Here is a 12,169-nt window from a genome sequence, read left to right as displayed (position 1 = left end):
CCTGGCCACGTACGAGCTGGGGACGAGACAGTGCTCGGTCGTGCGACTCGTGGAGATCTGCCTCGCACTGGGTGAGGTCCCCCACGATCTGATGGCCCGCGTGCACCAGCGCGTGTTCGCCGACTCCCCGGTAGGCCGGATCCGCATCGACCTGCGCAAGATCGTCCGCGACACCCAACCGGAGTTGCTCCCGTTCCGCCGCTGGGCGAAGGGCAAGCTCTCGGAGACCAATGGCACCCATCCCGCCGAGGTGAGCCTGGACATCACCGCGTTGGAGCGGATGGCCGAGCTGTGCCGCCTGGAGACCGTCGAACTGATCGGCCGCCTACGCATGCTCTCCGGCGTAGCCGAACCAGTCGAATGAGGGCTGCGAACGTCCCTGGAGCCGGGCGCCCGATAGACCGATTCGGACAGTGATCACCGATGGGGTGTTGAGCGGTTGCGAACAGTCATGGCGGTTGCGGACGGTGAGACCGTCGCGAACGTCGGTGGCTGTTGCCGGCATTGAGACTGCCGCGGATGAAGGTGGCGGTTGCGGACGTCGAGGGTGTTGTGAACGTCGGTGGCTGTTGCCGGGATTGAGGCTGTGGTGGTTGGTGATGGCGGTTGGCGGACGTCGAGAGTGTTGCGAGCGTCGGTGGCTGTTGCCGGGATTGAGACTGTCGTGGTTGGTGATGGCGGTTGCGGGCGTCGAGGGTGTTGCCAACCTCGGTGGCTGTTTGCCGATGTCGAGACGCCGCGGTGTTGCCGGCGTCGAGAGTGTCGCTGATGGTGATGGCGGTTGTGGGCGTCGGAGCCTGTCGCTGATGGCGATGGCCGTCGCCGGCGTCGAGACTGTCGCGAACGGTGACGTATGTAGCGGACACGCTCACCGCTGGGGCCAGTGCTGCCGTCGAATGACCGACACGGACGCGGTGCCGCGCGACCTGCCCCTCGGGTCGCGCGGCACTGTACTTCTTTTCCCCCGCCCCCACCAATACTCACCATGAAAAACCACCCTGTGTCTCGGCACGAAAGGCCCTTTCGCTCGCCCTGGTCGGGTGAATCCTCCGTCCCCCGCCGCCAAAGGCAAAAATTGTCACCCTCCCCCAGTAGAATGGAGCCAGGGCTGCCCCCCGGAGAGGGTGGGGGCTGCCCACAGTAAGCGCGCGCGACTCAGGCGAAGCGAGGTCGCTGCTCGGTCAGTCGCGCTGAGCAGCGCGTTGCGCTCGGTCCGCAGGCGTGCTGGTCGCTGGCTCCGGTGCGCTGAGCAGCGCCTTCTGCCAGACACGCGGCCGCGCTGGTGGCTGACCTCGCCGAGTCGGGCAGGGCCTCTGGCGCGTTCGCGGCAGTGTTGGTCGCCAGACCGCATCCCCGCCCACCACATTCATCGCGGTTTGCCGCGCCGGCCTTGTCGGCCATTCCTGTCCGCCCCGCACGAATGGGACTTTCGCTCGAACTCATCCCACCATTTCCGGGCCGAGAGGGGGAATTCTCCGTCAATTCCGATAACCTACGGACATGACTCGTCCAGAAGACACCGTGGCAACAGCAGCCGAGCGTCCCATGCTCGAGAAATGGCTCGACGTCCAGCGCGACGCCATCGTGGAGAAGATCACCGGGCTGTCCGAGGTGGACATCCGGCGCCGGCTGGTGCCCTCGCTCACCACTGTCGGCGGCGTGGTGAAGCACCTGCGCTGGGTCGAGACCGGTTGGATCGACCAGTTACTCGCCGCGCGCTCCGGCGACAACCGGCGCGCGCACCCTCGGGACTGGGAGTTCACCGTCCAGCCCGATGACACCGGCGCCTCCCTCATCGCCGAGTACCGGGCCGCGTGTGCTCGGTCGCGGGAGGTTGCCGAGGGGTACTCGCTCGACGAAGAGGTGTCGCACAAGTCGATGGGGACCGTCTCGGTTCGGTGGGTTTACGTTCACCTGATCGAGGAGACCGCCCGTCACGCTGGGCAGCTGGACATCCTGCGTGAGCAGTTGGAGGTTTCCTGATCACTCGAACGTGGTAGCCGACTGGAGTAACGAACTGGGGCTCGGGAGGAGGTCAACGATGTCGGACAGAAGCGGCCCGGCTGAGGGCGTCAAGGGCGTCGTCGAGGACGTCAAGGGCCGGTTCAAGGAAGCTGTCGGTGCGGTCACGGCTAACGACTCGAAGGTCCGCGAAGGTCAGGCGCAGCAGGACAAGGCCGCAGCGCAACGCGAGGTAGCGGACAAGGAAGCCGCCGCCGATCGCGCCAGGACCGAAGCGGATGTGCACGAGGCGCGCGAACGGTCCCACCAGGACCGTTAGTCCCAATCCGACCGGCACCTGACCCACCGGACGACCCAGTCCACTGACGTCGAACCCCCGGTCGACGTCAGAGCCGAACCCCGGGGCTGGGTCGGTCCGGTGGCCTTGTCCTTCGGCATCGGCCCGGTGAGCTGGGTGCGGGTGCGGGCGGCCGGGGGCCGCAGGGGCCAGGGCTGGCGAGGTGGCTGGTTTGATCAGGCCGGTAGTAGGCCTGAGTGGGCACGATGGCTGGCTTGGCTGGGCCTTTGATGGAGTGGTTGGTCCGGGCGGCAATCGATTTGCGTGGGCTTGTGCGGCCTGGGGCCGCAGGGGCCAGGGCTGGCGAGGTGGCTGGCTTGGTCAGGCCGGTAGTGGGCCTGAGTGGGCACGATGGCTTGGTCGGCTCGGCTTGGGTTCATGTGGGCGAGGCGGCTGTTCTGTTCAGGCTGATAGGGGGCTTGAGTGGACGCGGTTGCTGGTTTGGTTGCGCCGACAGTGGGCTTGAGTGGCCACGACGGCCGGCTTGCTTGGCTGGGCCTTGGACGTGGATGGTCCGGGGCGGCAATCGATCAGCGTGGTCTTGTGCGGCCGGTGGCGAGTGCGCGGGTATCGGGAGAGTCGGGCTGGCAAGATGGCTGGGCTTTGCCGACGGCCAAGCGGCTCGAGTGCTGGCCAAACCATCACCTGCACCGGACCCTCCGGCGCGTCGGGCGGGTACCGCCGAAGGGCCCTGCTTCAGGCCATCGAGAAACCAGCTCTTCGGCCTCGCCTGGCGGAGCATCGCACCGGCAGCCTCTGGATTCGCCGGTCGGATTGGGGCGCGTCATACCTGCGGCGCCGGTGACCTCTGGTCCCGGCGCCGTGGACTGCCCGCCTCACGCCGCGATGTCCGCCACCGCCTCCAACAAACGGTCCACGTCGGACTTGTCCGTGTACGGGGCCAGACCGGCGCGGACCGCGCCGGCCTCCTCGATGCCCAGTACCCGCGCGCACTCGTACGCGTAGAACGTCCCCGCCGGGGCGTTCACGCCGCGCTCCGCCAGCCCTCGGTACACCTCCGACGGTGGGACGTTCGCCACGGTGAACAGGGTGGTCGGTGTGCGGTGGCGGTCGGGGGCGCCGTAGCGGGTCACCGCCGGCAGTTGGGCCAGGCCGTTGTCCAGGTGGGACAGGAGGACGCTCTCGTGCTGCTCCAGCGCCTCGAACGACCTCGCCAGGCGTTCTCGGCGTGTGCCCGGGCTCGGCACCAGGTCGGCCAGGAAGTCGATCGCCGCCGTGGTGCCGGCCAGGGACTCGTACGGCAGGGTGCCGAACTCGAAGCGTTCCGGCACCACGTCCGACGACGGCATTAGCTTGTCCGGGCGCAGTTCCTCCAGCAGCGCGGGGGCCGCGGCCAGCATGCCCAGGTGCGGCCCCAGGAACTTGTACGGCGAGCACGCGTAGAAGTCGGCACCCAGCGCCGACATGTCCACGAACGCGTGCGGTGTGTAGTGCACCCCGTCCACGTACACCAGCGCGTCCACCTCGTGTGCCGTCGCCGCCACCGTGGGCACGTCGGGGCGGGTGCCCAGGAGGTTGGACGCGGCCGTCAGGGCCACGAGGCGCGTGCGCGCGGTCACGACCTTCGCGACGTCGTCGGGTGTCAGCACGCCCGTTGCCGGGTCGAAGGTCGCCCAGCGCACCGTCGCGCCGGCCGCTGCCGCGGCCTGGACCCACGGGCGCACGTTCGCGTCGTGGTCCAGGCGGGTCACCACCACCTCGTCGCCCGGGCCCCACGTCTTGGCCAGGGTGCGGGCGAAGTCGTACGTCAGCTGGGTCATGCTGCGGCCGAACACGATGCCGGCCGGCTCGCCGCCCACCAGGTCCGCGCCCGCGGCCCGGGCGGCGTCGACGATCTCCGTGGCTCGGCGTTCCGCCGCGGTCATCACGCCCTTGTTCGCCACCGCCGAGGTCAGCACGTCCGCCACCGCGCGGGCCACCTGCGTCGGTGACTGCGAACCGCCTGGGCCGTCGAAGTGGGCCGCACCCTCCTGCAGCGCCGGGAAGTGCGCGCGTACCGCGGTCACGTCGTAGTTCATCCAGGGACCTCCGGCCAGCCGTAGTCGTCGTCCGCCACCTACATTAGGCAGCACGGCGGCGGACATGAGGAGGTCCTGTGCCACTGATCCCAGCTGACGAGCTGCTCGCGCTCGCCGTCGACGCCCTGAAGGCCGCCGGCACCCCGGACGCGTCCGCGCGGACCGTCGCCGGGTCGCTCGTGCGGGCCAACCTGCTCGGGCACGACTCCCACGGGGTGCTCCGGCTGGCCAGGTACGTTCGCGAGATCCAGAGGGGGCGGATCGACCCGCGGGCGGAGCCGACGGCCGAACACACCCGGCCTGGGGCGATCACCGTGCACGGGCGGCGGGCGTTCGGGCAGCTGTCCGCGGGGCGCGCGGTGCGGGAGCTGCGCGACCTGCACGGCGTCGGCGTCGCGGTCGTTCGGGAGTGCAACCACATCGGACGCGTCGGTGAGTACGTCGCCGAGCTGGCCGAGCACGACCTCGTCGGCATCGCGCTCGGCAACACGAGCCTGTCCGTCGCGCCGTTCGGCGGGCGGGAGCGGCGGCTGGGCACCAACCCGCTCGCCTGGGCCGTCCCACGCGAACGCGGCAAGCCGCCCGTCGTCATGGACTGGGCCACCTCCGTCGTCGCCGAGGGCAAGCTCGCCGTCGCCAGGGACCGTGGCCTGCCCGTCGCCGAGGGGATCGTGCGGGACGCGGACGGGCGGCTTTCCACCGACCCCAACGACTTCTACGCCGGCGGCATGCTCCTGCCGTTCGCCGACCACAAGGGCTACGGCCTGTCCGTGGTCATCGAACTGGTCGCCGGCCTGCTCACCGGCGCCGGCATCGCCAGCATGCCCGGCTACACCGGCGACTTCGGCACCGTGCTCATGGCCTTCCCCATCGACACCTTCCAGCCGGCGGACGAGTTCCGCGCCCAGAGCGAGGAGTTCTGCCGCCGCCTCGTGGCGACCCCGCCCGCCCCCGGTCACGACGAGGTACTGGTCCCCGGCGAACCGGAGGAACGCACGAGGGCCGAACGTGAGCGCGACGGCATCCCGATCACCGACACGATGCTGCGGGAGATCGAGGCCCTGAGGTGACTACCGCGAGGCGGGCAGTCCGAAGGTGCCGAACAGCCGGTCGTCGAAGAACGAGACCACGTGCGCGAACAGGCCTGCGTCGACGGTCATGACCTGCAGGCAGAACGGCTTGCCCCACAGGTACATCCCCAGCGCGGGTTCGCCGTTCGCCTCCGTGTGGACGAAGTCGAAGTCACCGGGACCGCCGGGGCACTGGTGGGTCAGGTGCCGCGCCACCTGCTCGCGCCCGACGAACCACGTCGCGAACGGCGGCATCTCCCACACCGCGTCCTGCGTGAGCAGCGCCACGATCCCGTCGATGTCCTTGCGCTCGAACGCCGTCACGTAGCGGTCCAGCAGTTCCCGCTTGTCCTCGGGTGCGACGACGTCGGCGGGCGTCGGCGCGATCTCGTCCAGCTGCGCGCGCGCCCGCTGCAGCGCGGAGTTCACCGCCGCGACCGTGGTGTCGAGCAGCTCGGCGACCTCGGCCGCCTTCCAGGCGAGGACGTCCCGCAGGATCAGCACCGCCCGCTGCCGGGCCGTCAGATGTTGCAGCGCCGCGACGAACGCGAGCCGGGTGCTCTCCCGCGCCGTCACGACCGCGGCCGGGTCGTCCGCGAAGCCCGTCGGCAGCGGCTCGAGCCACGGCACGTCCTCGCGTACCTCGAGGGACTGTCCGCCGGTGTCGCTCGGGCCGCCGAGCCCGGTGGGCAGTGGCCGCCGGGCCCGGCTCTCCAGGGCGGTCAGGCACTGCGTGGTCGCGATCCGGTACAGCCAGGTGCGCAGCGTCGAACGGCCCTCGAAGCTGTCGTAGGCGCGCCAGGCCCGCAGCAGCGTCTCCTGGACGAGGTCCTCCGCGTCGTGCACCGAGCCCAGCATGCGGTAGCAGTGGGCGAGCAGCTCACGGCGGTACGGGTTCAGGACGTCCACGAGGGGTCATCGCACCACACGGAAGCGGATGTGCGTGGCGGCGGGGGTGCCGACGACACGCGTCCGCTCGAGGTGGACCGGGCCGCTGAAGTGCTCGAACAGCCGCGTGCCGCCACCCACCAGCACCGGCACCACGTGCACCTGGATCTCGTCGAGCAGGCCCAGGTCCAGTGCCTGCTGCGCCGTGGTCGCCCCGTGCAGGCCGACGTCCTTGCCCCCGGCGACCGCCTTGGCCTGCTCGATCGCGCTGGCCACCCCGTCGGTGACGAACGTGTACACGGGCGGGTGCGGCGTCGTGGGCGGCCGGTGCGTGACGACGAAGACCGGGGTGTCGCCGACCGGCCCGCCCTCGCCCCAGCCGCCGTCGCCCTCGTTCTTGTCGAACGACCTGCGGCCCATGACGACGGCGCCGCAGTTGCTGACCGCCTCATCCAGGATGGCGACGTCCTCGTCGGTCTTGCGCTTCCAGATCCAGTCGTGCAGGCCCTCGGCGCCGGTGCCGAAGGGGTTCTCACGGCTGTCGTCGGGCCCGGTGACGTACCCGTCGAGGGAGATGGACATGTCGGAGATGACGCGGGACATGGCGGTTCCTCTCACAGAAGGCGTTGACACCGACGCGTCGAACCAGCCCGCCCCCGATCGACACCTCCCACGACCGCAACTTCTCCGAAAACTTCCGCCCGTAACGTAGGCAGCCCCCACCCGAACCCGGGGGCCGGCCCCGGTCCCATTCTATCGGCGGGTGCCGACGGTCCCGGGTTGTCGATCTTGCCTGTGGACAGGCGCGTGGGTTGTGGACAACAGTGCGGTCGGCGGATATGGAACGTGGTCAGGAACGGGCCGCCAGGCGGTCGACCGCCTCGGGGGCGAAGACGGCCTCCGCGGCCAGGCCGGCCATGCCCACCAGGGGTGCCCGCTCGCCCAGGACGGCGGGGCCGACGTCCAGGCCGCGGGCGGCCACCTCGTGGGACTGCTCGGTCAGCGTTTCCGCCAGGCCCGCTCGGAACGGGGCCAACGCGCCGATCTCGCCGCCGACCCGTACCAGGTGCGGGTTGAGGATCGTGACCACCGTCGCGAGGACCGTGCCTACCAGGCGGCCCGCGTCCGTGGCCATGGCCACCGCCTGGGGAGCGCCCGACTCGACCCGGCGGACCACGTCCGGCAGGGAGCGGACGCCCTCGTCCCGCAGTTGGCGGATCAGGGCCTTGCCGCTGGCCAGGGCCGCCACGCAGCCGCGGCGGCCGCACGTGCACCGCTCGTCGTGGCCCTCGATGCGGATGTGGCCGATCTCGCCGGCGCAGCCCGTCGCGCCGCGGTGGGGGCGGCCGCCGATCACCACGCCGGCGCCGATGCCGGTGCCGACGGCCACGCCGAGCACGGTCGACTGCCGGCTGCCGGCCGCCAGGTACTCGCCGTAGGCGAGGGCGTTCGCGTCGTTCTCCAGCAGGACCTCGACGCCGAGGCCGTCGGCCAGGGCGTCCCGGAGTGGCTGGTCGCGCCACGCGGGCATGGTCGGCGGCGTGATCGAGATGCCGGTCTCCTGGTCGATCTGCCCCGGCACGGCCAACCCCACCGCGGCCAGGTCGCCCGCCCGGCCGGTGGCGGACAGCTGCTCGCGGGCCGTGTCCACCAGCCACGGCTGCACGTCCGCCGGGGTGTGACCGAGCGGCAGGCGTTCGGTGTGGTCGACGAGCACCGTGCCGGCGAGGTCCACGACCCCCACCGACAGGTGGCTCGCGCCCAACCACGCGACCACCGCGACCCGGCTCGTGCGGTCCGCCTCGAGCAGCTGTGCCCGCCGGCCGCCGCTCGACGCGTCATGACCGACGGTGCGCACCATGCGTAGTCGGTGCAGCGTGTCCAGCCGCTCGACGAGCGTGGCGCGGGACAGCCCGAGCAGCGCCTGCAACTGCTGGCGGGTCAGCGGGCCGGCGTCGCGTAACACCGCGACAACATTTCCGGGCGATGCCGCGCCACCGGTTGGCAAAGGTCTGTTGACGTCGCCCATGACCCCACCCTAAATTTGTATGCGCCACTTCTGTCTAACTATTAGACATAAGTCTTACGGAGGTGCACTGTGGCACCGGTTTCACGGCGGTCCGTCCTGCGCGGGCTGCTGGCGACATCGGTCGGCGGTGCCGCCGCGTCCGCGCTGAGCGGCTGTGGAGCGCTCACCGGGTTCGCCACGACCGGTGGGTCGGGCATGACATTCTTCTCGACCCAGTTCACGCCCGTCGAGGAGGCCGAGCGGTTCCGCGGGATCCTGGCGAAGCGCGTCGCCGGCGACGTCAGCTACGTGACCTCCGACCCCGGCCCGTTCGCCACGCAGATCCGCACCCAGGTCGACGCCGGCTCGGTCCGCACCTCGCTCCTCGGCGGCCTGCACGGCGACCTCGCACCACTCGCCGACGGCTACCTGACCGACCTCACCGACCTGCTCGACGGCCTCGGCGACCTCGGCTGGCCCGCCGAGTTCCTCGACCTGGCCCGCGCGGGCACCGACCGGACCTGGTACGTGCCGTGGGCGCAGGCCAGCTACGTCGTCTGCGCCCGCAAGGAGACCCTCGAGCACCTGCCAGCCGGGGCGGACGTGCACGCGCTGACCTACGACCAGTTCCTCGACTGGGTCACCGCCGCCCGCCGCGCCAACGGCGGCAAACCCGTGCTCGCGCTGCCCGCCGGGCCGAAGGGGCTGCTGCACCGGTTCACGCAGGGCTTCCTGCTGCCCTCGTTCACCGGCGGCCAGATCACGACGTACCGGTCGCGTGAGGCGGTCGGCGCCTGGCAGTACTTCCGCGAGCTGTGGCACAACGCGGTGCCGACCTCGACCAACTACGACTTCGTGCAGGAGCCGCTGGCCGCCGGCGAGGCCACGATCGGCTGGGACCACGTGGCCCGCCTGATCAACGCGCCGCAGGCCGAGCCGGACAGGTGGGTCATGGTGCCGTCGCCGCGCGGGCCCAAGGGACTCGGGTACCTGGTCGTGCTGACGGGCATGGCCATCCCCAAGGGTGCCCCGGAGGAGGACGTGGCCCAGAAGGTGGTCGCCGCGCTGTCCCGGCCGGCCGCGCAGGTCGACGTGCTGCGGGCCAACGCGTTCTTCCCGACCGTGCGCGTGGACCTGCCGGCGGACCTGACGCCGGCGATCAGGCTGGAGGCCGACGCGATCCAGCGGCAGCGGACCGCGCCGGACGCGCTGGTGGCCCTGCCGCCGGTCGGGGTCGGCACCCGCGAGGGCGAGGTGAGCAAGGTCTTCAAGGACACGTTCCAGTCGATCGTGCTGAACGGCGCCGACATAAGGTCCACTTTGGACAATCAGGCGAAGGTCATGAACCAGTTGCTCGGTGAGCTGAAGGTGGCTTGTTGGGCGCCGGATCCGCCGGGCTCGCCCTGTGAGGTGGCGTGATGAGGACACGCGTCCCCTGGTTACTGCTCGCGCCGTCGATCGTGTTCATGCTGCTGCTGTTCGGGTGGCCGCTGGTGCAGGGGATCCTCACCGCGTTCCGGTCCGGCGGCGCCTTCACGCTCGACAACTGGGCGCGGATGTGGCACGACGCCTACTTCGGGCGCGCGTTGCGGAACACCTTGCTGCTGACCGTGATCGTGGTGCCGGTCCAGGTGGCGCTGGCCATCGGCATGGCGTTGCTGTTGCAGTCACGGCCGAAGCTCGCGGGCCTGCACTTCTACCTGTGGACGATCCCGCTCGCCATGTCCGAGCTGGCCGCGGGCCTCGTCTGGTTGTCGATCTTCTCGAACCGCGGGTACCTCAACTCGTTCCTGTCCTGGCTGGGGATCTCGGACGGGATCGGCTGGCTCGACTACGACAACCCGGCCGGCATGCTGTTCGCGGTCGTGGTGGCCGAGGTCTGGCGGGCCACCTCGCTGGTGTTCGTGATCCTGGTGGCCGGGCTGCAGATGGTGCCACGCGACTTCGACGAGGCCGCGCAGGTGTTCGGCGCGTCGGCGTGGCAGCGGCTGTGGCACGTGACGCTGCCGATGATCAGGCCGAGCCTGCAGGTGGCGTTGATCCTGCGGACCATCCTCGCGATCCAGGTCTTCGCGGTCGCGCAGGCGCTGACCGGGCGGAACTTCCCGCTGCTCGTCGGTGAGACGTACCAGTGGTACGTGAACCTGCAGAACGCCTCTGTCGCGAGCGCGCTGGCACTGGTGGTGCTGGCGATCTCGCTGGTCGTGTCCGTCGTGTACCTGCGGGCGCTGCGGAAGCGGGTGGCGGCATGACCCTGACCACGCCCGTGACCGCGGTGGCGGCGAAGGCACTGCCGCCCGTCGACCTGGCTCCGTTGCGGCGCAGGCGGCTGCGCCGGGCACTGGTCCAGCTCGCCTGCGTGCTGGTGTCGTTGTTCATGGTGCTGCCGATCGTGCTGATCGCGCTCGCGGCACTGTCCACACCGGACGAGCTGGCCGAGTTCCCGAAGTCGTTCCTGCCGTCGGACCTCACGCTCGACACGCTCCGCGGGTTCGTCACCAGCACCGGTGTGCTACCGGCGTTCGGCAACTCGGTGCTGACCGGCGTCTACACCGTCGTGCTGTCGCTGGCGATCGGCGCGCCCGCCGGCTACGCGCTCGCCCGGCACACGTTCCGCGGCCGGGACGCCTACCAGGTGTTCATGCTGATGGTGCGGGCGTTGCCGATCGTCGTGCTGTCCGTCCCGCTGGCCACGATCTTCCTGCGTGCGGGCGTCTACGACACGGTCGGTGCCGTCACGCTCGTGCACGCGGCGCTCGCGATGCCGACCACCGTGCTGATCACCGCGAGCATCTTCGTCGCCGTGCCGGCGGACCTCGAGGAGGCCGCGCGGGTGTTCGGCTGCACCCGCGCGGAGACGTTCCGCCGGGTCGTGCTCCCGCTCGCGGTCCCGGGGCTTGCCGCGTCGGCCGTGTTCACGTTCGTGCTGTCCTGGAACGAGGTGCTCGGCGCCGGCGTGCTGACCATCGGGCACCGCACGCTGCCGGCGCAGGTGCTGGTTGCACTGGCCGACTCGCCGCAGTCGTACCGGTTCGCCGGCGGGCTCGCACTCGTGCTGCCCGCGTTGCTGTTCATCCTCCTGATGCGCCGTTACCTGTTGAGCATGTGGGGTTCGCGTGGCTGACGTCGAGTTGCGTTCGCTGGTCAAGACCTACCCGGGTGCGCGCACCCGGGCCACCGACGACGTCTCGCTGTCCATCGCGGACGGTGAGTTCATGGTGCTGCTCGGCCCGTCCGGTTGCGGCAAGACCACGCTGCTGCGTGCGGTGGCGGGCCTGGAGCTACCCGACGAGGGCCAGGTCGTGATCGGCGGCCGGGACGTGACGTACGCCGAACCCCGCCACCGCAACCTGTCCATGGTGTTCCAGTCCTACGCGGTGTTCCCGCACAAGAAGGTCCGGGACAACATCGGGTTCGGCCTGAAGGTGCGTGGCGTGCCCGCCGACGAGATCCGGCGCAAGGTCGAGTGGGCGGCGGAGATGCTCCAGCTGACCGAGTACCTGGATCGCTACCCGGCCAAGCTCTCGGGCGGCCAGCGCCAGCGCGTGGCCGTGGCGCGGGCGATCGTCGTGGAGTCGGACGTCCTGCTCATGGACGAGCCACTGTCCAACCTGGACGCACTGCTGCGGCTGTCGTTCCGCGCCGACCTGAAGAAGCTGGTCGGCGAGCTTGGCCTGACCACGATCTACGTGACGCACGACCAGGTCGAGGCGCTGTCGCTCGGCGACCGGGTCGCGGTCATGAAGGACGGCCGGATCGTCGAAACCGGGCCGACGCGCGATGTGCTGGCGCGGCCCCAGCATCCCTACACCCGCATGCTGATCGCCGCGGTGCCGAGCGTCGCGCCCCGCGCGCGGCCGGCGAT

Annotated in this window: 12 protein-coding genes; 8 read left to right on the top strand and 4 right to left on the bottom strand. The window is 70.6% G+C overall.

Translation table 11 applies throughout. The features are described from left to right. The 3 genes from ACJ73U_RS29265 to ACJ73U_RS29255 all read left to right on the top strand — a co-directional run. Positions 1 to 364: XRE family transcriptional regulator (locus tag ACJ73U_RS29265; RefSeq protein WP_407780953.1), on the top strand; the 364-nt coding region annotated here is incomplete at its 5' end. Between the two features lie 1,136 nt (positions 365 to 1,500). Continuing rightward, entirely contained in the window at positions 1,501 to 1,983 is a 483-nt protein-coding gene (locus tag ACJ73U_RS29260; RefSeq protein WP_407780952.1) for a DinB family protein, read from the top strand. 58 nt (positions 1,984 to 2,041) lie between these two features. Then, positions 2,042 to 2,281 (top strand): CsbD family protein, encoded by a 240-nt coding sequence (locus ACJ73U_RS29255; RefSeq protein WP_407780951.1) that lies wholly within the window; start codon positions 2,042 to 2,044, stop codon positions 2,279 to 2,281. Between the two features lie 854 nt (positions 2,282 to 3,135). Here the strand turns inward: ACJ73U_RS29255 and ACJ73U_RS29250 are convergent. Further along, a complete protein-coding gene (locus tag ACJ73U_RS29250) occupies positions 3,136 to 4,338 on the bottom strand; it encodes a cysteine desulfurase-like protein (protein ID WP_407780950.1) in 1,203 nt (400 codons plus the stop codon). A gap of 77 nt (positions 4,339 to 4,415) precedes the next feature. On the opposite strand from ACJ73U_RS29250, the gene ACJ73U_RS29245 reads away from it, so the two are divergent. Next, positions 4,416 to 5,408 (top strand): Ldh family oxidoreductase, encoded by a 993-nt coding sequence (locus ACJ73U_RS29245; protein ID WP_407780949.1) that lies wholly within the window; start codon positions 4,416 to 4,418, stop codon positions 5,406 to 5,408. On the opposite strand, the gene ACJ73U_RS29240 is transcribed toward ACJ73U_RS29245, so the two are convergent. The 3 genes from ACJ73U_RS29240 to ACJ73U_RS29230 form a co-directional block, all read right to left on the bottom strand. Then, positions 5,409 to 6,317 carry a sigma-70 family RNA polymerase sigma factor gene (locus ACJ73U_RS29240; RefSeq protein WP_407780948.1) on the bottom strand — a complete coding sequence of 303 codons (909 nt, stop codon included), beginning with the start codon at positions 6,315 to 6,317 and terminating at the stop codon, positions 5,409 to 5,411. It lies immediately after the preceding gene. A 6-nt stretch (positions 6,318 to 6,323) separates the two neighbouring features. Next, the gene (locus tag ACJ73U_RS29235; RefSeq protein WP_407780947.1) at positions 6,324 to 6,899 is read right to left on the bottom strand and encodes a dihydrofolate reductase family protein; all 576 of its coding nucleotides are present in this window, start codon (positions 6,897 to 6,899) and stop codon (positions 6,324 to 6,326) included. A 247-nt stretch (positions 6,900 to 7,146) separates the two neighbouring features. Next, positions 7,147 to 8,262: an ROK family protein gene (locus ACJ73U_RS29230; RefSeq protein ID WP_407780946.1), complete on the bottom strand. Its 1,116-nt coding sequence runs from the start codon at positions 8,260 to 8,262 to the stop codon at positions 7,147 to 7,149. A gap of 132 nt (positions 8,263 to 8,394) precedes the next feature. Between ACJ73U_RS29230 and ACJ73U_RS29225 the strand changes: the two genes are divergently transcribed. From ACJ73U_RS29225 to ACJ73U_RS29210, 4 genes are all read left to right on the top strand, one after another. Next, positions 8,395 to 9,723 (top strand): extracellular solute-binding protein, encoded by a 1,329-nt coding sequence (locus ACJ73U_RS29225; protein WP_407780945.1) that lies wholly within the window; start codon positions 8,395 to 8,397, stop codon positions 9,721 to 9,723. After that, positions 9,723 to 10,556 (top strand): carbohydrate ABC transporter permease, encoded by an 834-nt coding sequence (locus ACJ73U_RS29220; protein ID WP_407780944.1) that lies wholly within the window; start codon positions 9,723 to 9,725, stop codon positions 10,554 to 10,556. Before ACJ73U_RS29225 ends, ACJ73U_RS29220 begins: the two co-directional genes overlap by 1 nt. Next, positions 10,553 to 11,428 carry a carbohydrate ABC transporter permease gene (locus tag ACJ73U_RS29215; RefSeq protein WP_407780943.1) on the top strand — a complete coding sequence of 292 codons (876 nt, stop codon included), beginning with the start codon at positions 10,553 to 10,555 and terminating at the stop codon, positions 11,426 to 11,428. The genes ACJ73U_RS29220 and ACJ73U_RS29215 overlap by 4 nt, the downstream gene beginning before the upstream one ends. Then, a partial coding sequence (locus tag ACJ73U_RS29210) for an ATP-binding cassette domain-containing protein (RefSeq protein ID WP_407780942.1) occupies positions 11,421 to 12,169 on the top strand: 749 nt, incomplete at its 3' end. The genes ACJ73U_RS29215 and ACJ73U_RS29210, both read left to right, overlap by 8 nt.

The sequence above is a fragment of the Actinophytocola sp. genome, assembly GCF_045807065.1.
Taxonomy (GTDB): Bacteria; Actinomycetota; Actinomycetes; order Mycobacteriales; family Pseudonocardiaceae; genus Actinophytocola.
This window is presented reverse-complemented; position numbering and strand designations above follow the sequence as displayed.

Excerpts from the sequence above, each read along its gene's own strand:
- ACJ73U_RS29260 (WP_407780952.1), top strand. The coding sequence starts at position 1,501 with ATGACTCGTCCAGAAGACACCGTGGCAACAGCAGCCGAGCGTCCCATG.
- ACJ73U_RS29255 (WP_407780951.1), top strand. The coding sequence starts at position 2,042 with ATGTCGGACAGAAGCGGCCCGGCTGAGGGCGTCAAGGGCGTCGTCGAG.
- ACJ73U_RS29250 (WP_407780950.1), bottom strand. The coding sequence starts at position 4,338 with ATGAACTACGACGTGACCGCGGTACGCGCGCACTTCCCGGCGCTGCAG.
- ACJ73U_RS29235 (WP_407780947.1), bottom strand. The coding sequence starts at position 6,899 with ATGTCCCGCGTCATCTCCGACATGTCCATCTCCCTCGACGGGTACGTC.
- ACJ73U_RS29220 (WP_407780944.1), top strand. The coding sequence starts at position 9,723 with ATGAGGACACGCGTCCCCTGGTTACTGCTCGCGCCGTCGATCGTGTTC.
- ACJ73U_RS29215 (WP_407780943.1), top strand. The coding sequence starts at position 10,553 with ATGACCCTGACCACGCCCGTGACCGCGGTGGCGGCGAAGGCACTGCCG.